Raw genomic sequence first — 19,936 nt, 5'->3', positions numbered from 1 at the left:
AGAGCGGAGGCCGGCGGGTTTAGCGGGACGCAAAGCGTGGGGCTGGTGCTTGGGGCTCGACCTTGGCCGCGAGTGCCAGTCCGAGCTATGCGCTCCCGCGTTGCCGGGTGGCGCCACGCCAGCGTGAGCGAAAGTGCCAAAATTCAGCCGGTTCAACACTGCGCCGCCGCATCGTGTGGCGGTTTGCCGGTGCCGAACCGGAATCAGAAAGGTCCTGCCGCGGCAGGGCCTTTTTGCTGGCGCCGGCGCCGGCCGCCGGGGGAGCAGCTCGTTGGCGGTCGCCGCTCAACAACGTAAAGAAATAATAAGGCCAACGAATCGGTTTGAAAGCACGCAGGCGGGTGGTTAGAATGGGTGTATATGTCTTTTGATGGGAGCAGTGTATGGATAAGCAGAAAGTGGCGGCGCGGCCGCAGCGCAGTGCCAAGGAACTGATGCTGCGCGGATCGGCCTGGATGACCGCCGGCAGCATTTTGTCACGGGTGCTGGGCGCCATCTACATCATCCCCTGGCGCATCTGGCTGGGGGCCGCCTACCTGACGGCCAACAGCCTGTTCACCAAGGGCTACCAGATCTACAACATCTTCTTGATCGTGTCGACCGCCGGGGTGCCAGGGGCGATTTCCAAGCAGATTGCCCGCTACAACGCGATGAACGAGTACAAAACGGGGATGCGACTGTTCTATCACGGCGCCGTGGCGATGTCGATCATGGGGGTTGTGGCCTGTGGGCTGCTGTGGGTGCTGGCACCGGTGCTGGCGCTGCGCGACGCGGCCTTGACGCAGGTCTTTCGCACCCTGGCGTGGCCGCTGCTCTTGATTCCGCTTTTGTCGGTGATGCGCGGGTTCTTCCAGGGTTACAACGAAATGGCGCCAAGCGCCTTGAGCCAGTTCATCGAGCAGGTTGCGCGGGTCATCTACATGCTCCTGATGACCTACACCATCATGGTGATCGGCAATCACAATTACGTCGATGCCGTGGCGCAGTCCACCTTCGCCGCGTTCGTCGGGGCGGTGTTCGGGCTGCTGCTGTTGATCGGCTACTTCTTCCACCAGCGGGGGCGCTTCGCCGAGCTCGCTGCCTCGAGCAGCGGCAACGTTCACATCTCGACCAAGCGCATTTTGCTTGAAATCGCCCAGCAGGCCTTCCCGTTCATCGTGATGGGGGCGGCGACCAACCTGTATTACATCATTGATCAGTACACCTTCGACCCGATGATGCTGACGCACTACATTGTCTCCAAACACGCGCTGGGCGAGCTTTACGCGTTGTTTGCCGGCAACGCCAACAAGCTGATTATGATCGTCGTGTCGCTGGCGGTGGCGATGGCCTCGACGGCGCTGCCGCTTCTGGCCGCGGCCAAAACGCGCGGGGTCGGCCGCGAAATCGCCGACAACATCACCAACATCTTGCAGCTATTCTTCATCGTGATGATTCCCAGCGCCTTGGGGATGGCCGCGGTGTCGCAGCCGCTTTACGTCGTGTTCTTCGGCTACGACAAGTTGGGCATTTCCGTGATGGAGCTGTCGTCGTTTCTGGCGGTGTTCTTCGGCCTTTTCACCGTGCTGGCCTCGGTGCTGCAGGGGCTGTTCCACAACCGCCTGGCAATGAAAATCATGGTGGTCGGCGTGGCCGTCAAGTTCATTTTCCAGTGGCCTTTGATCGTGTTGTTCAACGTGTACGGCCCGACCTTGGCGACGATGCTCGGCATGGCGGCCTCCATCGCGCTGATGTTGTGGCAGCTGCGCGACTTGTACCACTTCAAGGCGCGGCAGACCTTGCGGCGGCTGGTCGGCATCACCGCCTTTGCCGTGGTGATGGCCGTGGTTGTACGGGTGTTGGTGTGGTTGATGTCACAGGTGCTGAACCCGGCCAGCGGGATGCAAAGCATGCTGATGCTGGTGGTGGCGCTGCCGATCGGCGTGGCCATCTACGCCTACGCGGTGCTCAAAACGCGCCTGGCTGACCTGATCATCGGCCGGCGCATCGGCAGCATTCGCCAGAAGCTGCACATCGGGTGAGCGCATGCGATTAGACAGATTTCTCAGCAACCTTCAGTACGGCACCCGCAAGGAGGTTCGGCGCATCATCAAGGCGGCGCGGGTGACCGTTGACGACCAGCTGCAGCGCGACCCGGGCTTCGACGTTCCCGAAGGCGCCGTGGTGGCCCTCGACGGGACGGCCCTGACCCAAGACCTCGCCGTGTATTACCTGCTGAACAAGCCGGCCGGGGTGGTGACCGCCAACCGCGACGCCAGGGACCGCACCGTGATGGACCTGATTGCCGACACGGACATGCGGCCCGGGCTCTACCCGGTCGGCCGGCTGGATAAGGACACCACCGGACTGTTGCTTTTGACCAACGACGGCACCTTGGGCCACAACCTGCTGGCCCCGGGCAAGCACGTCCCCAAAACCTACCGGGCGACCCTGGCGCGGCCGCTGACGGCGGCGCAGCGCGGCCCAATCGAAACCGGCATCGCCTTCAAGGACTTCACCAGCCGGCCGGCGACTTTGACCGTGGTGCCAGACACGGCGGACCGGCAGGTTGAGCTCACCATCGGCGAGGGCAAGTACCACCAGGTCAAGCGGATGTTTTTGGCCGTCGGTAACGAGGTCGTGGCGCTGCACCGCATCGCGATGGGACCGCTGACCCTGCCGGGCAATCTTTCGGCGGGGCGGTACCGCTCGCTGACCGCGGCCGAGCTCGCCGGCCTCAAGGCGCTGGTGCCCAAGCGCTGAACCACATCCAAAAAATCGGCCCCCTGCACATTTTTTGCAGGGGGCCGATTTTTGGGGGGCGAAGACGGCTCGCCGTGACTGCGGCGGTGAAGCCGGTCAAAGAAGGCCGCTTGCGGCCTGGGCCATGTAGGCCGGCAGCGCCTCGATTACGCGCGTCGGCAGGGCGACGTACTGGCTGGCCGCCAGCCGCTCCGCCACGGCGCTGTGGGTGAACACCGCCGCGTTAATGGTGGCGGCGGTGAAGCCGAACTGGCCGATGAAGGCGGCTAGGATGCCGGACAAAACATCGCCGGAGCCGCCGGTAGCTTGCGCCGGGGTGCCGATGGTGCTGACGAAGCTCTTGGTCGGCGCGTGAATCTGGGTGCGGTGGCTCTTGACCACCACGATGCCGGGCAGCTTGGCCGCGGCCTGCGCGTTGGCCCCAGGGGTCTGATCCGCAATGGCCAGGCCGGACAGGCGCTGCCACTCCATCTGGTGCGGGGTCCAGACGGTGCGGTCGTGGTCGATGCGCAGGTGGTGCGTGGCGATCAGCGTGAGGGCCGAGCCGTCCAGGATTAGCACCTGCGTCGGCGTCAGGTTGGCCAGGCTGACCTGCAAAATCTGCAGCGCGGATTCGTTGGTGCCAAGCCCCGGGCCAATCACCACGACGTCGGCCTCGGGCACGGTGTGGCGCAACCTGGCGCCGTCGTACGGCAGCACCATCGCCTCGGGCAGCCGGGCGTGAAGCGCCGTATGGTTGCACGGGTTAGTGGCCACGGTGGTCAGGCCGGCCCCGGCGTAGACGGCCGCGCTTGCGGCCATGATGGCGGCGCCGCCGAAGTGTTCGTTGCCGCCGATGATCAGCACCCGGCCGAACTGCCCCTTGTGGCTGTCCGTCAGGCGCGGTTGGATGACCTGCGTCACGCAGGTTGAAGTCAGAGCTTCCATACAATCACCTCGCCAACAGTTTACCCCACCTGGCGCGGTGCGTGTGAAAAAAGTGCGTCCCGCCGCGCAAAAATCGCGCCAGGGGCTTGGCAAACCGCGGGGGATTTGCTATTATAATATCTGTTGTTGCCGCAATGGCGGAATTGGCAGACGCGCAGTGTTCAGGTCGCTGTATGGTTATCCATGTGCAGGTTCGACTCCTGTTTGCGGCATTGGCAATAACGAGTGACACGTCGAGAGATTGACGTGTTTTTTTGTACCCGGCGGATCGCGCGGCGCGGACTTTATTTGCAAACCGGCGCAAAAATGGGTTGGCAAACCCCTGCATTCTTGATATACTAATTTCTGTTGTTGCCGCAATGGCGGAATTGGCAGACGCGCAGTGTTCAGGTCGCTGTATGGTTATCCATGTGCAGGTTCGACTCCTGTTTGCGGCATTGGCAGTAACGAGTGACACGCTGAGGAATCAGCGTGTTTTTTTGTGTCCAAGGTTAAGAATAGACTTTTGTAACGATAAGGCATACAATCTTATCGTATTCTAATAACCGTATTTGCGGTTGCTAGGGACGCAAGGACGCAACGTGTGAATGGGAAGCACGAATTTGGGGAGGATTTTTTATGACAAAGCAACAGGGCGCCAAGAAACTCTACAAGTCGCACAAGGTGTGGCTGGCAGCGGGGATCGCCGCTGCCACGCTATTCGGCGTGCAGGCGCTGGGCAGCCAGGCGGCACCCGGCCGGTTGAACAGTGGCTCGATTGCGGCTCGTGTTGGGGCGCAAAAAACCTCTGCGGCGAACAAGCAGCAAACCGTGACGCTGCACCCGGCGGCCGCCAAAATCGGCCACACCAGTGACACCGGCATCGTCGAACGCGCCGCAGCGCAAACCGTGACCGCTACGAAGGATGTTCGCCTCATGAGCTTCAACGAGCTGAAGGCGGCGGCCGCCACCGGGAATGCGGCGGCGCAAAAGGAGCTGGCGGTGCGGACGGGCCAAAGCACTTCGACACCGGTTGCGGGTGCGACACAGGTTAAGGCGACCACCTACGCCAACGCCAGCTACACCATCGTCGCGGCGGCCGCCGCAAAAGGTGACGCCGCCGCCATCGCCGAAAAGGCGCGGCGCGACGGCAACACCACCAAGCTCACCGACGTGGTGCCGGCTCCGGCCAAGAATTACAGTCTGCTGGGCTACAACGCCTTGGTCGAGGCAGCCAAGCACGACAAAGCGGCCTTGGTCGAGCTGAACAAGCGCAATGCCAACAGTGCGAAGGCGACGGCCTGGGATCAGCCCAAGCAAGTTGAGTATTCGATGCTGGGCTACGCGCAGTTGACCTTTTTGGCCAATGCTAAAGATGCCAGGGCGATTAAAGAACTGGCCAAGCGCGATGCCAACAGTGCCAAGGAAATGGCGCACTACATTGTGACCGTACCGGTGGCCTACAGCACCATGGGTTACACCAAGCTTCAGGCCCTGGCCCAAAGCACGGTCCAGGATGTTGCGGCGCAGGCGACCAAGGAGTTGGCTAAGCGCGACGCCAACAGCGCCAAGGAAATGGCGTATTACATTGCCGACGTGCCAGTGGCTTACAGCACCATGGGCTACAGCAAGCTCTCCCAACTGGCAACGGCTGGTGACGCAGGTGCCAAGGCGGAACTGGCGATTCGCGATGCTAACGCCGTCAAGGCCGAGGCGTACGGCGACAGCGTGACGACCAGCTACCACGACATGAGCAAGGCACGGTTGACCGCTTTGGCTGGCGCCGGCAACGATTACGCCGCCCGTGAGCTGACCCGCCGTGCTAACCAGCCGGCGGCCGTGGCCAAGACTTACAGCAAGGCCGACTACCAGCTTCTGAGCTACAGCAAGCTTCAGGCGTTGGTGGCCGCCAACGGCGATGCGAACGCCGCCAAGGAGCTGGCCAAGCGTGACGCTCAAAGCGCGGCCATCGCCGCCCAGCACCCGACCCCGACCAAGGCCTACAGCATGATGAGCTACAATGAGCTGAAGGCCCTTGGCGATGACGCCGGGGCGAAGGCCGAGATTGCCAAGCGCGATGCGCAGGCGCATGCGTTGGATTACCTGTACGAAACCCCGGCCAAGCCGTACAGCGCAATGAGCTACAACGAGCTCAAGGCCCTTGGCGATGACGCCGGGGCGAAGGCCGAAATCGCCAAGCGCGATGCGCAGGCGCATGCGTTGGACTACCTGTACGAAACCCCAGCCAAGCCGTACAGCGCGATGAGCTACAGCGAGCTGCAGGCCAAGGCGAAGGCCGGCGACACAGGGGCCCAACACGAGCTGGACATCCGCAACGCCCAAACCGCGCAAATTGAGGTCCAGCAGGCGCCCCAGACACCGGCCAAGGACTACAGCCGCATGACGTACAGTCAACTTCAGGCCCTGGCCGCGCAAGGCGACGCCGGTGCCAAGGCCGAGCTCAAGGTGCGTGGTCTGTAGGCACCGCCAGCCGCCGCGGCCTGTCAGCCAGCGGCGGTGCAAAAACTTGCCAGCCGACCACTTGCGCGTTAAACTAATCGGTATCTGATACAGAATAGGCGTCACGGATCCTTAGTCCATACTAGGCCAAGGGAATCGTGACGTTTTTTGATGGCGCAAACAGCGCGGTGATACGAAAGGAGGAATCGCATGTTTCAGATTGTGATGCAACACACGCACGGCCGGGCGCGGGTCAGCTTCTTTTTGGCACCGCTGGTGATGCTGGGGGAGGTGTTTTGCGACCTACAGCAGCCGACTCTGATGGCCACCATCATCGACTCGGGCCTGGCCAAGGGCGACATGGCCTTCGTCGTGCATCAGGCCAGCCTGATGGCGCTGTTTGCGGTGCTGGGGTTGGTGTGCGGCGCCGGGTGCGGATTTCTTGGCAGCTTCGCGTCGCTTGCGATGGGCCAGGCGCTTCGGGCCGACATGCTCGCGGTGGCCCTGAACAGTCGCAAGGCCGGGGGGCTTTCGCCGGCCACCTTGATCACGCGCATCACCAACGATGTGACCCAGATGCAAAACCTGGTGATGATGATCACCCGCGGCATGGTACGGTCACCGATGCTGATGATCGGCGGCATCGTGATGTCGGTGCTGGTCAGCCCGGCCCTGGCGCCGATTCTGTTCGTCGTGTTGCCGGCGCTGGTGATTTTCATGGCGGTGGTGGTGCGGCGCAGCTTGCCCAAGTACCTGGCGATGCAAAAGCAGGTCGACGGGATGAACCGCGTGATGCGCGAGAACCTGCAGGGGGCCAAAACCATCAAGGCCTACGTGCTGGAGCCCCATCAGCTGACGCAGTTCACCGCGGCCAACCGCACCTTGACCAACGCCAGCCAAACCGCCGCGATGGCGACGGTGACGCTGGCGCCGGTGATTCAGCTGGTATTGAACCTCGGGGTGGTGGTGGCGCTGGCGTATGGCGGCAGCCTGGCCATCAGTTCGCGGCTTGCGACCGGCCAGATCATCGCCTTTGTCAATTACATGATTCAGATCACGACGGCCATGATCGGCACGGTCAACATCATCACCGCCTTCTCTCGGGCCATCACCTCCGCCGGCCGCGTCCAGGCGGTGCTGGCCGAGGAAGCGGCGCCGCAACCGGTCGCGGTGCCGGCGCCGGCGCCGGCGACTGCGACCATCGCGTTTGACCACGTCACCTTCGGCTACGCGGCGGCCACCCCGATTCTGCAAGACATCAGCTTCACGGTTCCCGCCGGCCAGTGGCTGGGCATCATCGGCACCACCGGCAGCGGCAAAACCAGCCTGATCAACCTGCTGACCCGGGCCTTCGACGATTACACCGGCACCATCACCATCGGCGGCCGAGACATTCGCCAACTCAGCCTGGCCACGGTGCATCACCAAGTCAGCGTGGCGACGCAGGATTCGCTGCTGTTTTCCGGCACCGTGCGGTCGAACCTGACTTACGGCGCCGCGACGGCCGGCGATGAGCGGCTGAGTCAAAGCGTCGCGGTGGCCAGCGCGACGGACTTTTTGGCGCCGCTGCCGGACGCCTTGGACCGGCCGGTCGCGCAAACCGGCAAGAACTTCTCGGGCGGCCAGCGCCAGCGCCTGAACATCGCCCGGGCGGTGGTGCCGGATGCGCCGATCCTGGTCTTGGACGATGCGACCAGCGCCGTCGATCAGGTGACCAACGCCCGGATCCAAAAGCGCCTGGCTGCGGAACGGGCCAACCGCACGACGGTGATCATCTCGCAGCGCGTCGCCAACATTCAACACGCCGCCCAAATTCTGGTGATGGAAGACGGGCGAATCACCGCCGCCGGCACCCACGCGCAGTTGCTGCACCGCTCGCCGTTTTACGCGCGGCTGGTGGCCACTCAGTTAGGAGGGGATGCTCATGCAGATGATGACTAGGCGAGGGCCGCGCAACCCGCACCGCCAGAAGGTGACGCTGCACAACGTCGGCGCCACCATTCGGCGCATCGGTGGGTACCTCGGCACCTACCGCAAGGCGCTGGCCGTCGTGTTCGTGCTGACGGTGTTCACTACCCTCAGCACGATCGTCGGCAACCGCGTCAACGGCATCGTGGTCGACCGCTACATCGCCCACAACAAGCTGCAGGCGCTTTTGGTGGTCTGTGGCTTGCTGGCGGCGATGTACCTGGTCGCCAGCGTCTGCACTTATTTTCAAAACACGCTGACCATCAAGGCCGCTCAGCAAACCGCCGCTCGCATTCGCCAGGACGTCTTCGCCAACCTGCAGCGGCTGCCGATGCGCTACTTCGACACCCACGACACCGGCGACATCATGAGCCGGCTGACCAACGACGTCGACAACATCAACACGGCCCTGATGCAGACGTTCGTGCAGCTGTTCACCGGGGTGATCGCGGTGGTCGGCATGGGGGCGGCGATGCTGATTCTGTCGCCGCTTTTGACCGCGATTGCGCTTTTGGCCACGCTCGCGACCTACACCTTCTCCCGCGCCGTCGCCAAGGTGACCCAATCCGCCTTCACCACCCAGCAGCAGGCCCTGGGGGCGTTGAACACGCAGATTGAAGAAAGCGTGTCGGGCAAGGCCGTGGTGCAGCTGTTCGACCACACCCAGCAGACGCTGGACCAGTTCGCGCAGACCAACGCGCAATACACCCGTGCGGCCTTCATCGCCCAGGCCTTCTCCAGCGCGATGGGGCCATTCAATAACATGACCAACAACCTGGCCTACCTGCTGATCACGGCGGCCGGGGCGGTGTCGATCCTCAACGGCAGCCACACCGTGACCGTCGGGGTGATTTTCACCTTCCTGATTTACCTGCGCAACTTCACCGGGCCGATCAACAACGTGCTGGATCTGATCAACACGCTGCAGCTGTCGTTGGCCAGCGCCGAGCGGGTCTTTGAGCTGATCGATGAGCCCCCGGAACGGGACCTGCCAGACGCCCCGGCCACGCCAGGGGCGACCGGTTCGGTGCGGTTTGAGCACGTCGATTTTGCCTACGACACGCGCCCGATTCTCAAAGACGTCAACCTAACCGCCCATGCCGGGGATGTGATTGCGCTGGTCGGGCCGACCGGGGCGGGGAAAACCACCATCATGAACCTGCTGACCAACCTGTACCCGCTGCAGCACGGGCGGGTGCTGCTCGACGGGACCGACGTGACGACCATGCGGCGCCGCGACCTGCGCCGCCTGATCACGGTGGTGCAACAGGAGCCCTTCATGTTCCAGCAGACCATTCGCGAGAACATTCGGCTGGGCCGCCCAGGTGCCACGGATGAGGAGGTCAAGCAGGCGGCCATCGCCGCCAACGCGCATGTGTTCATCACCCAGCTACCGCAGGGGTACGACACGGTGCTGGCGGAGAACGCCAGCGGCATTTCGCAGGGGCAGCGCCAGCTTTTGAGCATCGCCCGTGCCTTCATCACCAAGGCCCCGGTGCTGGTGCTCGACGAGGCCACCGCGGCGATCGACTCCAACACCGAGGCCGCGGTGCAACACGCGATGACCGCCCTGATGCGGGGCAAAACCAGCTTCGTCATCGCCCATCGCCTCTCGACGATTCGCCACGCCACCCAGATTCTGGTGATCCAAGACGGCCGCGTGGTGGAGTCGGGCACCCATTCGGCGCTGCTGGCGCGTGGCGGCGCCTACGCCGATTTGTACAACAGCCAGTTCGACCCGGCGTGACAATGTTAAAATAACGCCCCGCAGCCGCCCTCAGTCTGGTACACTTGACCTATCGAAGAGAATCGAGGGCCGAACATGAAAAAACTGGGATTGCTGTTGCTTGCCGTGGCCGGCTTGGGCCTGGCGGGCTGCCAAAAACAAAGTCAGACGCCGACCAGCGCCCCCATCGTGCAGGAAACCGGCACCAAGACGCTGCACAAGTACGTCAAGGTGCCGCTGCAAAAGGCCTGGACCACGTTTCTTGAGGCGCATCCCAAGGCCGTGGTCACCGGCATCGACCTGGAGCAGGCCGAATCCGGCTACCACTACAAGGTCGACGGCGTGGATGACACCCACGATTACGAGCTGACCATCAACGCCAAAACCGGCAAGGTCTCGGGTAAGCATCGGGAGTTGCTGGACGCCAAGGATGCCGACGGGGCCAAGAAGGAATCGGATGGCTTCTCCCGCTCCGGGCTCCAAAGCCTGACCGCCGTGACCGAGCTGGCCGAAAACCAGATCGGCAACGGCGACGCCTTCGAGTGGAAGCTTGAAAAAGACGACGGCAGCACCGTGTGGAACGTCTCCGTCAAGGCCGACAAGAAGGTCACCGTGGTCACCATCGACGCTTACGGCGGCGAGATTCTCAAAACCAAGGTGGCCGACTGAGGCCCCCGGCTGCGCTGCGGCGCGGTTGGACCGGGCTTAGCGCCGCGGTGCTCGCGGCCCGGGTCGCACGGTAGCACCGCACCAGACAAAGAAAGGCGCCATCGGCATTGTAGCCGGTGGCGCCTTTGTTGTGTCTTGGGGACCACGCCGAACCCGCGGGTCAGCGCGTGATGGTGCGGGAGTAGTCCAAGTCGTTGAGGTTGTGGTCTTGAATCACGGATTGAATGTACTGGCGCAGCCGGGGGACCTTCACGGCCACGCGGTACCCGAGGCTTTGATGCAGCTTGGCCAGCTCGCTTGCTGTTGGACTGTCCTCGCCGGCAAAAAAGCGGCGGTTCAGCTCGCCGATAAAGTTCGCGGCGGCCACGAGCTGCTTGTCCGTGATGTCCTTGCGCTGGTAGAGGCTTTCGACCGCCAGCCGCTCGCCGTTGCCGGCGAACAGGTGACGCAAGTAGCGCTGGTAGTGAAGCAGGTCGGGGTTTTGCCGCTCGGTCTTCGTCAAAACCGGCGTCAGGTCGACGGTGCGGCGCTGGTAGCGCAGCTTGGTCGGGCTGAGCGACACCACGCCGTAGCCGCCCGGCGTGACGGAGAAGCTACCGCTGACGATCTCGGTGGTGGTGCAGCGGCCGGCGGGGTCTTGGGCGATGTCTTGGGCGTGGATGTGCCCGGAGAAAAGCACCGGTACTTGGTAGCGCGTCAGCAGTTTTTGCAGCTGGTCGGTGTTGTTCAGCACGTAGCCGTGATGCACCACCTGGTTGTGAACGTACAGGTTGTGGTGCATGAACACCAGCGGGGTCCGGCCGGCCTTTTTGGCGGCGGCGAGCTGGCGGCGCAGCCAGGCCAGCGTCTTGGGGCTCAGCTCGCCGCCGGTGTTGGGGTTGGTCGCCGAGGGCTGAATCGGGTAGATGTTGGAGTCCAACATCAAGAGCTCGTAGTCGTGGTTGAGCAAGACCGTGTAGCTGAGCGAGTCGGGGTCAACGGTTTGGGCGTGGGCGTAGCTGGCCTTGAAAACGTCGCGCCAGTCGTCGGGGCCGATCTGCGCCGTTTTGAGCTGCCGCTTGCCGCGGTACTGCCTGGCCCAACCGTCGTAAATGTCGTGGTTGCCGGGAATCACCAGCAGGGGGATGCCGGCCTGCGTCAGCTTGGCGAAGCGGCGAACCAGCGACTTGGCGGAGATCAGCTCGCCGTTGAAGGTGACGTCGCCGGTGATGATCACCGCGGTGGGCTTGGCCGCCAGCGCCTGGTGAACGAAGGCGCGTAAGGCAACGGGCTGGTAGTCCAGGTCCTTGCCGGCGGCGCTTTGCTTGATGGCCGTGAAGGCCGCCTTGCCGTCGTGAAGGCTCGGGGCGATGAAGTGGGTATCGGACATCACCCACAGCCGCGGCGTGGCGCTTGCCGTCAGGGCCGGCACGGGCCGCGGGGGCCGCGGCGCCAGGGCGACCAGGCCCCAGGCAATGGCGGCCAGGCCGAGCAGGGCCGCCAGGGTGGTCAACAAACGTTTCATAGCAGTTCCTCACTTATCCACAAGATGTTGTGGATACTGGGGATAAAACCACCGTTAGCCACAAAATATTGTAGTGATCCGGCCACAAGGGCCACCTTCATTATACCGCGTTCGCTGCGGCGGCGCCGGGCGTTCTGGGGCCGCCTCGTGCCTGCACCCCCGCTCGGTTCGGTGGCGGCCGCGTCGTGCGAGCGGCCTGGGTTGCCTGGACGGCAGCGACCGCGGCGGGTCAGACGAGCGGTTCGGCGATTGGCCCGGCGGCGGGTGACTCGTTGCGCCGGCCGGACGCTTCGCCACCTGGTGGGGTGGCCGCATCACCGCGCGGCTTCCCGACGGTGATCACGCTGGACATCAGGGCCGCCGTCTGCGGGCTCAGGTGGTGCGTCACCCAAATCTCGGTTCGGTTCGGCAGGGCCAACAGCGCCGCTTCGACCTGCCGGGTGCTTGCGGGATCGAGATTGGCCAGCGCCTCGTCCAACAGCAGGATCGGCCGGTCGGACAAAAGGGCTCGCGTCAGCGCGATTCGCTGCTTTTGGCCGCCGGACAGGTTGGCCCCGGCGAGGTCCAGGCGCGTCTCCAGCCCCTTGGGCAAGGTGGCGACCACCCGGTCCAGGCCGGTGTCTTGCATCGCCTTGGCCAGCGCGGCCGCCGCGACCGGTTGGCCCAGCGTCAGGTTCTCCCTGAGGGTCAGGTTGAACAGCACGGGCTGCTGGGTGACCAGGGCGATTTGCGCCCGCAAGGCGGCCGGGGCGACGGTGGCGACGTCTTGGTCGTCGAAGGTGTAGCGGCCGGCTTGCGGTTCGATCAATCCGGCCAAAACGGCCAGCAGCGTCGACTTGCCGCTGCCGCTTTCGCCGACAATCGCGTAGTGACCACCGGCCGCAAAGCGGTAGCTAACGCCGGCCAGCACCGGCGTGGCGGCGTCGGGGTAGGTGTAGTGGATGTTGGTCAGGCACAAGGCGTGTTGCAGCGGCCCGGCCAGCGGGGCGGTCGGCCGCGGTGGCACCGGCACCGCGGTGAACTTGGCCAGAATCGGCGCGACCGTTTTGATTTCGGCGACGTTAGCGGCCAGGCCGGTCAGGCTGGAAAACAGCGACCCCGAAAGCGTCTCGGCGGTGACGAAGGTCCCGAGCGGAACGCGGTGGCTTAGAAATAGCCAGCCGGTCAGCGCCAGAATCGCCAGCTGACACAGGAAGCTGGCACCGTTAGTGACGGCGAACAGCCGCCCGGTCGCCCGGGCGTAGGCCACTCGCGCCTTTCGCAAATACTGGGACTGCTGGGTGGCGGCGGTGGTCAGCTGTTCGCTGCGGTTGAGCAGCGCGAGCTGGTCGAAGCCGTTCAGGCGGTCGGTCAAGGCGGTGGTCAAGGCCGAATTGGCCTCGGTGGTCGCCAGGTTGGTGCGGTTCATCGCCGGTGTCAGCGGCCGCGGCGCCACCAGCATCAGGCCGGTCAGGACCAGCGCGGCCAGGGCTAGGCTGTAGTGGTAGCGCCAAAGCGTGACCGTGGCCATCACCACCGTCAGCACCTGCCACAGCGCCAGCCAGAAGTTTTCCAGCCCGTATTCCTGAATGGTGGAGACGTCGTTGGTCAGCCAAGACAGGTAGGTCGGCACCCCGTGGCGGTGAAAAACCGCCGGCGTGGTCGCCGCCAGCCGGCCGGCGATGCCCTGCCGCACGTCCGTTGCGACCTGCTCGTTGACCTGAGCCTGGGTGACCGTGGTTGCGTAGCGCTGCCAAGCAAACCCGCCCAGCACCAAAAGCGTCAGCCCGAGGGCTTGCAGGAAGCCGCTCGCGTTGCGGTGCGACAGCTGGGTCAGCGCATTGCCCGAGGTCACCGTGTACAAGACGTTCAAGGCGGCGCTGGCCACGACCCAGGCGGTGGCCCTTAGGCTCAGGCGCCACTCGCGCCGCAAAAACGCACCGAGGCCCGTCATCGGCGGCCGCCCTTGCGGCCGGCGCCGCGGTCCAGGTCCTTACGGTGTTTGACCTGCTTGATCAGCTTGCTTTGCTGCTTGGCCGCGGTGCGTTGGGCCTTGGTCGGCGCCTTTTGCATCGCCGCCTCAAAGGCCCGATACGCCGCAAACTCGGCGGGATCCAGCTCGCCGGCCGCCAGCGCCTGCAAAACGGCGCAGCCCGGCTCGCTTTGGTGGTGGCAGTCGCGGAACTTGCACGAAGCGGCCAGCGTGGTGATCGCCTCGAACTGGGCGGCCAGGCCGCGCCCGGCCTGCTCGACGCCAATCGCCCGCATCCCCGGGGTGTCGATCACCACGGTACCGGCCGGCAGCACGAACGCCTGCCTGGCGGTGGTCGCGTGGCGACCGTGGCTGTCGTCCTCGCGAATGGTCAGGGTTTTGAGCCGAATCGCCAGCAGGTTGGCCAACAGCGTCGACTTGCCGACACCGCTGGAGCCGACGAAGGCCAAAACGGCGGTGGGGGTCAAAAGTGGCGCCAGGGCGACTTGCGGGTCGGCGTCGCGGTTGATGCTCAGCTGCAGGCTGTTGGGGAAGGTGGCGGCCAGCCTGGCCTGAAGCGCCGCCAGCTCGGATTCGGTGACCAGGTCGGTTTTACTGATCAAAAACACCGGTTCGGCGTCGCTGGCCTGGGCGATGCCGTGGAAGCGGCGCAGGCGATTCAAGTTGAAGTCGTGGTTGGCCGACGTGACGATCACGACGTGCGTCAGGTTGGCGGCGATGCCTTGGACCTGGTCGGTGTAGCTGCCGGAATCCCGGGTCAACAACGTGGTGCGAGGCACCAGCGCCGAAATGACGAAGCCGTCTGCGCTAACGTCACCGGTCACCCGGTCGCCCACCATCAAAGCGGTGTGGCGCTGGCTGAGTTCGTAGCGCAGGCGACCGCGCAGCGTGGCCGGCCATTCCCGGCCGTCAAGGCTGACGCGGTAGTGATCTTGAGACTGAAATAAAACGATTGCGGTTGCAGTCAATTGAATAAATTCCTCCATCTGGGGTGACGATCGACGCACCGGCTGCCACCTGGGCAGGCTAGCGGTGTTTGCATGTCGACAGTGGCCAGGGCGGCGAGGCGGCGAGCGCCAGCCGGCAACGCGAACGCGTCCCGCTAAGGACGCACCGCGCCGCTCTGGACGTCGAGCTCCGCAAGGCAACGCGGGAGCGCATAGCTTGGCCCGGCGCTCGGGGCCAGGCCCAGGCCCCAAGTACCAGGCCAGCGCTATGCGTCCCGCTAACTGCGCCTTGCGCCGCTCTGGACGTCGAGCTCCGCGGTGCAGCGCGGGAGCGTCTAGCTACGCGTCAGTGCTTGTGGCCAAGCCCGGGTCACAAGCACCAACGCTAGGCTAGCCGCCCCGCTAAGGACGCACCGCGCCGCTCTGGACACAAAAAAACAAGCGGTTGCCCGCTTGTTGGATGGCGAAATGACGACTCACTGACCCAGGCCGGGCCACGCGTTGGCGTGGCGCCCGGTCAGGGGCGAGACGTGGTGGGCGCCAGGAAGGGACCCAAATTCGCATCCGCCAAGCGGCGAATTTTGACCGATACAACGTTAACTTCTGGCATGCGAAATGGTCCTCCTTCTTGGAGCCGATTGCTTCGGTTCACTGTGGCCTAGAATAACCGGCCCTGCCGCAGAATGCAAGCCTTTTTTGGAAAAGGGTATGGTAAAATAGGCCCAAACATGACGAAAGCAGGGATCTTATGCAAGTGATCATCACCGTGATTGGCACGGATAAGGTGGGCATCGTGGCCGCGGTCACCACCCGCCTGGCCGCGCAACACATCAACCTTTTGGACGTCTCCCAGACCATCATGCAAGGGGCCTTCACCATGATGCTGCTCGCTTCGCTGCCGGATGCGGCCGACTTCATCGCCGTGAAGGCCGATCTGCAGGAACTCGGTGACAGCATCGACGTCGAGATACGCATCGCGCGTCAGGAAATTTTTGACGCGATGCACAAGCTGTAGGAGGGCCCATGGAAACTCAGCAGATTCAAGAGACCATCCAGATGATTCGCGAGGAGAACCTGGACATTCGCACCATCACCATGGGCATCTCGCTGCTCGACTGCGTGACCGGCGACATGGCTACCACCACCGAGAAGGTTTACGCCAAAATCGTTCGCGTGGCCGCCGACCTGGTGCCGGTGGCCAACGCCATCGAAAACGAGTACGGCATTCCGATCGTCAACAAGCGCATCGCCGTCACCCCGGTCGCGATGCTGGCCGGGGCCGACCCCGCTCCCGACTTCGGGCTTTTGGCCAAGGCGCTGGACGACGCGGCCAAGGCGGTCGACGTCGACTTGATCGGCGGCTTCACCGCCACGGTGCAAAATGGCTGCACCAAGGCCGACTGGGCGCTGATGCAGGCGATTCCGGCCGTCCTGGCCGCCACCGACCGCGTTTGCGCCTCGGTCAACGTCGGCTCGACGCGGTCCGGGCTGAACATGGACGCCATCAAGACGATGGGCGAAGTGGTCAAGCAGGTCGCGGCGATTCGCGCGGAAAACGCGATGAAGCTGGTGATTTTTGCCAACGCGGTCGAGGATAACCCGTTCATGGCCGGGGCCTTTTGGGGTGTGTCCGAAGGCGACGTCGCGATCAACACTGGCGTCTCGGGCCCGGGCGTCGTGCAACGCGCGATTGCCGGCAAGCCGGCGGCCAGTTTTGGCGAAATCTGCGAGCTGATCAAGCAAACTGCCTTCAAGGTCTCGCGGATGGGCCAGTTCGTCGGTAAAATCGCCGCCAGCCGCCTGAACGTGCCGTTCAACATCGTCGACTTGTCCCTGGCGCCGACGCCGGCCGCCGGCGATTCCGTGGCCGAGATTCTCGAGACGCTGGGCCTGAGTCACGTCGGCACCCCCGGCACCACCGCGGCCCTGGCGCTGTTGAACGACGCGGTCAAAAAAGGCGGCATCATGGCCGCCGAACGCGTCGGGGGGCTGTCCGGCGCCTTCATTCCGGTGTCCGAGGACGCCAACATGATCAGGCCGGCCCAGGCCGGCCAGATCACGCTGGAGAAGCTCGAGGCGATGACCGCCGTCTGCTCCGTCGGCCTGGACATGGTCGCGGTGCCGGGCGACACGCCGGCGACCACCATCAGCGGCATGATCGCCGACGAGGCCGCCATCGGCATGATCAACAACAAGACGACCGCGGTGCGGGTGATTCCCGTGCCGGGCAAGGGCGTGGGTGACAGCATCGAGTTCGGCGGCCTGTTCGGGGTGGCCCCGATCATGCCGGTCAACACCGGCGACGCTTCGGTGTTCATCAACCGCGGCGGCCGCATTCCGGCGCCGATTCACAGCTTCAAGAACTGACCAGTGGTCAAAATCAAGTAACCGGTTGCCTCGCGGCGGCCGGTTTTTTTGTGTCCAGAGCGCAGAAGCGCGAATTTAGCGGGACGGGTAGCCCAGCCGTGACCCTTGGAACCCGCACTTGGTCTCACGGGTCACGGCGCAGCAGGCCGCTCCCGCGTTGCGCGGCGCAGCTCGACGAGTCCAGAGCGCGGCGCGGTTTTGACCGGCGGCCCGGGTGGGGGCCGAATCCAAGCCAGACCGGTGAGGGAATCAGCGCCGCCACGGCGTAATGTTTGGGTGGAGGTGATGCCATGTTTGTCGCCCTTGATGCGGGCCAGCGCCCGGTGACCCTGCGTGACCACGAGCAGGCCAAGGCGCTGGTTGGTGACTTTGTCTGCCCGGCCTGTCGCCGGCCGGTGGGGATTCGCAACGGCCGGGTGATGCCGGCGCATTTTTACCACCTGGGGCCGCCTTGCGCCGCCAGCGAGCCGGAAAGCGCCGAACACCTGGCCGGCAAGCTCTGGCTGATGGCCTACGGGCAAAGGCGTGGCTTCAAGCCGGTGTTGGAGCAGTACTACCCGCAGGTTCGCCAACGCGCCGATGTGGTGTGGCAGCAGGCGGGGCGGGCGCTGGCGCTGGAGTTTCAGTGCAGCCCCATCAGCCTGGAGCGACTCGCCGAGCGTTCCGAAGGCTACCGCCGGCTGGGCGTCCCGGTGGTGTGGATCATGGGTAAGCGGTACTTCGCGCGGCAGCCCAAGGCGCTTCAGGCCAAGTTTTTGGCCTGGTCCAGGCGCCACGGCTGGCACCTGTGGTTCCTGGACGTTCGCGCCGATCGGCTAGTGCTGTGGCAGCTGGCGCAGGGGCTTTTAGTGACGTGGTACCGCCCCACCGCAAGCCGCCGCTTCCGGCAGGCGACCGGGCCGCTGCCCACCAAGGCGGCGCTTGGGGTGGCCACGGCGCTGCGCCACCGCGAGCCCAAGGCGATGGCGCTTCAGGCGGCCAGTGCAACGCAGCACCGCAACCTGGCCGGGGTCCCGTGGCTGGTTCACGCGGCGCCGACCGGCCTAATCGGACTGCCGCTGCCGGAGTGGCAGCTGCGAGCCTGGTGGCTATTGACCTTCGACGCGGCGCCGGACATCAAAAAAGCCGCAGAGGCGGCCTTTTGGCAGCGCTTTGCGGCTGATCGCACCCCACTGGTGTCTGCAGGGGCGTTGTTGGCGGCGGTGGCGGCGCAGTGGCACCGGGTGCTGACGGCCAGCGGTGCCTGGCAGTCGACCGCCACCGGGTGGCAGTGGCGCCAGCCGCCGGCGTGGTACCCCACGCTTGAGGCGAAGCTCGCGGCGGTCGGCCGAGAGCCGGCGCCGACCGCCCGGCCGCGGAATGGCCGCGCCTAACGCACCCGTTTGCGCCGCGGGTGGCCGTAGGTGGGATCGAGCATCAGCCTGGCGCAGGCCTGGCGCAGCGCCTGGTAGGAGGCGAGCGACTCGAGGCGCAGCCCGGTCGTGCGGGTGGAAGCGACGTTGAACACCACGGCGGTCGGCGCCGCGGTCACGCCCATTTCCTGGGCAATCGCGTGGTCGGAGGCCAGACACTGGCGCATCGCCTCCTGGGCGCGGTCGGCGGCCAGGGCCTCGAGGTTGAGTCCGACCTGCTCGGCCTGGGCCAAGGCGAACGCCGGGTCGTAGTGGTGCGGATCGTGATCCAACATGCCCTGGGCCGCCATCAGGAAGGCCCGGGCCTTTTTGTTGCCCTGGAACTGGGCGGCCTTGTAGTCCAGAGATAGCTGGTAGGCGACGTTGAACAGGTGGTTGCGCAATGCGAGGTTGCGGTGGTTCAGCTGGGTCTCGCGCATGAACTGGTCGATGACCTGAATGGTGACAATCGGAACGAAGTGGACGGTGACCTTACCGGGCAAATCACGTTGAAGCTGGGTGACGGCGGTTTCGGCTTGGCGGCAGCGGCGATTGATCGGATTCACGAACAAGAAGAGTTCGAGCATTGCGTTTCCTCCAAAATTGTAAAGGTATTATTTACATTAACTTTACCAGATTTTTACAAAACAACAAATTTTACGTTCACAACTTTTTGTTGTTTTGCAGAGCGCGGGTGATTTTGTTGGTTAAACCGCGGTCTGATAGGCCAAAACGCTGGCGCAGCATCATAAAAAAATTTTTACCCACAGCGAAATTTTGCACCTCAAGTTCGAGTTCAAAATCCTGTGTTTGATTAGGATAGCATGTTTGGTCGAGCGTGAGCAAACCTGCCGCCTGCCGGCTCAGCCGCCGCGTGGTGGTCGCCGTCGCCACCTCCACCAGCGTCGCCCAGGCGATGCCCTGCGCCGCCAGGGCCGCCTCGACCGCCCCGCCGGCGGTAAGACCGCTGGCTTGGGGGAGCGGGTCGGTGATCTCCGTCAGCCGCCGGTCGGGCCCGGCCGGCACCTTGAGCGTCTGCTCGGCGCGGTCGGCAAAGCGCCGCACCCGCAGGCCGAGGTGGCGAGCGGCCAGTGTCGCGTCTGGCGTGTCGAAATACAGGTTGGTCTGGGTGAAGGGCGCCTCAAAGGCGAAGGCGGCCTGAATCGCCGCGGCCTGGTCCGGGGTCAGTAGCGCCTTGAGCTCCTGTTCGGTTGAATGCATGGTCTCACCTCCGCCTCCAGTATACAGCCTGACCCTAATTGTGGGGGAGATATGGTAGAATAG

Annotated in this window: 15 protein-coding genes and 2 tRNA genes; 11 read left to right on the top strand and 6 right to left on the bottom strand. The window is 64.3% G+C overall.

Annotated elements, in window-relative coordinates; genetic code table 11:
- Positions 1 to 383: 383 nt before the first annotated feature.
- Positions 384 to 2,021 (top strand): putative polysaccharide biosynthesis protein, encoded by a 1,638-nt coding sequence (locus NUH19_RS05580; protein ID WP_262315564.1) that lies wholly within the window; start codon positions 384 to 386, stop codon positions 2,019 to 2,021.
- A gap of 4 nt (positions 2,022 to 2,025) precedes the next feature.
- Entirely contained in the window at positions 2,026 to 2,742 is a 717-nt protein-coding gene (locus NUH19_RS05575; RefSeq protein WP_262315563.1) for a pseudouridine synthase, read from the top strand.
- Positions 2,743 to 2,838: 96 nt separating this feature from the next.
- Here the strand turns inward: NUH19_RS05575 and NUH19_RS05570 are convergent, their stop codons facing one another.
- Positions 2,839 to 3,669 (bottom strand): NAD(P)H-hydrate dehydratase, encoded by an 831-nt coding sequence (locus NUH19_RS05570; protein WP_262315562.1) that lies wholly within the window; start codon positions 3,667 to 3,669, stop codon positions 2,839 to 2,841.
- Between the two features lie 128 nt (positions 3,670 to 3,797).
- Between NUH19_RS05570 and NUH19_RS05565 the strand changes: the two genes are divergently transcribed.
- The 6 genes from NUH19_RS05565 to NUH19_RS05540 all read left to right on the top strand — a co-directional run bounded on the left by NUH19_RS05565 (position 3,798) and on the right by NUH19_RS05540 (position 10,471).
- A tRNA-Leu gene (locus NUH19_RS05565) sits at positions 3,798 to 3,881 on the top strand.
- 141 nt (positions 3,882 to 4,022) lie between these two features.
- Positions 4,023 to 4,106, top strand: a tRNA-Leu gene (locus tag NUH19_RS05560).
- A gap of 181 nt (positions 4,107 to 4,287) precedes the next feature.
- Positions 4,288 to 6,129 (top strand): KxYKxGKxW signal peptide domain-containing protein, encoded by a 1,842-nt coding sequence (locus NUH19_RS05555; RefSeq protein ID WP_262315561.1) that lies wholly within the window; start codon positions 4,288 to 4,290, stop codon positions 6,127 to 6,129.
- A gap of 189 nt (positions 6,130 to 6,318) precedes the next feature.
- On the top strand, positions 6,319 to 8,049 hold the full coding sequence (locus NUH19_RS05550) for an ABC transporter ATP-binding protein (protein WP_262315560.1): 1,731 nt from the start codon (positions 6,319 to 6,321) through the stop codon (positions 8,047 to 8,049).
- The gene (locus NUH19_RS05545) at positions 8,027 to 9,823 is read left to right on the top strand and encodes an ABC transporter ATP-binding protein (protein WP_262315559.1); all 1,797 of its coding nucleotides are present in this window, start codon (positions 8,027 to 8,029) and stop codon (positions 9,821 to 9,823) included. The genes NUH19_RS05550 and NUH19_RS05545 overlap by 23 nt, the downstream gene beginning before the upstream one ends.
- 75 nt (positions 9,824 to 9,898) lie before the next feature.
- Positions 9,899 to 10,471: a PepSY domain-containing protein gene (locus tag NUH19_RS05540; protein ID WP_262315558.1), complete on the top strand. Its 573-nt coding sequence runs from the start codon at positions 9,899 to 9,901 to the stop codon at positions 10,469 to 10,471.
- Between the two features lie 160 nt (positions 10,472 to 10,631).
- On the opposite strand, the gene NUH19_RS05535 is transcribed toward NUH19_RS05540, so the two are convergent.
- The 3 genes from NUH19_RS05535 to rsgA form a co-directional block, all read right to left on the bottom strand.
- On the bottom strand, positions 10,632 to 11,975 hold the full coding sequence (locus tag NUH19_RS05535; protein ID WP_262315557.1) for a metallophosphoesterase: 1,344 nt from the start codon (positions 11,973 to 11,975) through the stop codon (positions 10,632 to 10,634).
- Between the two features lie 229 nt (positions 11,976 to 12,204).
- Positions 12,205 to 13,908 (bottom strand): ABC transporter ATP-binding protein, encoded by a 1,704-nt coding sequence (locus tag NUH19_RS05530; RefSeq protein ID WP_262315556.1) that lies wholly within the window; start codon positions 13,906 to 13,908, stop codon positions 12,205 to 12,207.
- A complete protein-coding gene (rsgA, locus tag NUH19_RS05525) occupies positions 13,905 to 14,915 on the bottom strand; it encodes a ribosome small subunit-dependent GTPase A (protein ID WP_262315555.1) in 1,011 nt (336 codons plus the stop codon). The genes NUH19_RS05530 and rsgA overlap by 4 nt, the downstream gene beginning before the upstream one ends.
- A gap of 727 nt (positions 14,916 to 15,642) precedes the next feature.
- Between rsgA and NUH19_RS05520 the strand changes: the two genes are divergently transcribed.
- The 3 genes from NUH19_RS05520 to NUH19_RS05510 all read left to right on the top strand — a co-directional run bounded on the left by NUH19_RS05520 (position 15,643) and on the right by NUH19_RS05510 (position 18,634).
- Positions 15,643 to 15,909: an ACT domain-containing protein gene (locus NUH19_RS05520; RefSeq protein WP_262315554.1), complete on the top strand. Its 267-nt coding sequence runs from the start codon at positions 15,643 to 15,645 to the stop codon at positions 15,907 to 15,909.
- A gap of 8 nt (positions 15,910 to 15,917) precedes the next feature.
- The gene (locus NUH19_RS05515; RefSeq protein WP_262315553.1) at positions 15,918 to 17,261 is read left to right on the top strand and encodes a PFL family protein; all 1,344 of its coding nucleotides are present in this window, start codon (positions 15,918 to 15,920) and stop codon (positions 17,259 to 17,261) included.
- Positions 17,262 to 17,551: 290 nt separating this feature from the next.
- Positions 17,552 to 18,634, top strand: a complete 1,083-nt coding sequence (locus NUH19_RS05510) for a competence protein CoiA (protein WP_262315552.1) — start codon at positions 17,552 to 17,554, stop codon at positions 18,632 to 18,634.
- Here NUH19_RS05510 and NUH19_RS05505 read toward each other — a convergent pair.
- A complete protein-coding gene (locus NUH19_RS05505; RefSeq protein ID WP_262315551.1) occupies positions 18,631 to 19,239 on the bottom strand; it encodes a DsbA family protein in 609 nt (202 codons plus the stop codon). The two genes, NUH19_RS05510 and NUH19_RS05505, sit on opposite strands and share 4 nt — an antisense overlap.
- A gap of 76 nt (positions 19,240 to 19,315) precedes the next feature.
- On the bottom strand, positions 19,316 to 19,873 hold the full coding sequence (locus NUH19_RS05500; RefSeq protein ID WP_262315550.1) for a CYTH domain-containing protein: 558 nt from the start codon (positions 19,871 to 19,873) through the stop codon (positions 19,316 to 19,318).
- Between the last annotated feature and the right edge of the window lie 63 nt (positions 19,874 to 19,936).

The organism is Lacticaseibacillus parakribbianus, from assembly GCF_025490915.1.
Classification (GTDB): domain Bacteria; phylum Bacillota; class Bacilli; order Lactobacillales; family Lactobacillaceae; genus Lacticaseibacillus; species Lacticaseibacillus parakribbianus.
The sequence above is the reverse complement of the archived record's forward strand: the minus strand, read 5'-3'. Positions and strand labels throughout refer to the sequence as shown.

Coding starts and splice junctions, on each gene's coding strand:
- NUH19_RS05540 (WP_262315558.1), top strand. CDS start 9,899: ATGAAAAAACTGGGATTGCTGTTGCTTGCCGTGGCCGGCTTGGGCCTG.
- NUH19_RS05520 (WP_262315554.1), top strand. CDS start 15,643: ATGCAAGTGATCATCACCGTGATTGGCACGGATAAGGTGGGCATCGTG.
- NUH19_RS05505 (WP_262315551.1), bottom strand. CDS start 19,239: ATGCTCGAACTCTTCTTGTTCGTGAATCCGATCAATCGCCGCTGCCGC.
- NUH19_RS05545 (WP_262315559.1), top strand. CDS start 8,027: ATGCTCATGCAGATGATGACTAGGCGAGGGCCGCGCAACCCGCACCGC.
- NUH19_RS05510 (WP_262315552.1), top strand. CDS start 17,552: ATGTTTGTCGCCCTTGATGCGGGCCAGCGCCCGGTGACCCTGCGTGAC.
- NUH19_RS05550 (WP_262315560.1), top strand. CDS start 6,319: ATGTTTCAGATTGTGATGCAACACACGCACGGCCGGGCGCGGGTCAGC.
- NUH19_RS05530 (WP_262315556.1), bottom strand. CDS start 13,908: ATGACGGGCCTCGGTGCGTTTTTGCGGCGCGAGTGGCGCCTGAGCCTA.
- NUH19_RS05555 (WP_262315561.1), top strand. CDS start 4,288: ATGACAAAGCAACAGGGCGCCAAGAAACTCTACAAGTCGCACAAGGTG.
- NUH19_RS05515 (WP_262315553.1), top strand. CDS start 15,918: ATGGAAACTCAGCAGATTCAAGAGACCATCCAGATGATTCGCGAGGAG.
- NUH19_RS05575 (WP_262315563.1), top strand. CDS start 2,026: ATGCGATTAGACAGATTTCTCAGCAACCTTCAGTACGGCACCCGCAAG.
- NUH19_RS05580 (WP_262315564.1), top strand. CDS start 384: ATGGATAAGCAGAAAGTGGCGGCGCGGCCGCAGCGCAGTGCCAAGGAA.
- NUH19_RS05500 (WP_262315550.1), bottom strand. CDS start 19,873: ATGCATTCAACCGAACAGGAGCTCAAGGCGCTACTGACCCCGGACCAG.
- NUH19_RS05535 (WP_262315557.1), bottom strand. CDS start 11,975: ATGAAACGTTTGTTGACCACCCTGGCGGCCCTGCTCGGCCTGGCCGCC.
- NUH19_RS05570 (WP_262315562.1), bottom strand. CDS start 3,669: ATGGAAGCTCTGACTTCAACCTGCGTGACGCAGGTCATCCAACCGCGC.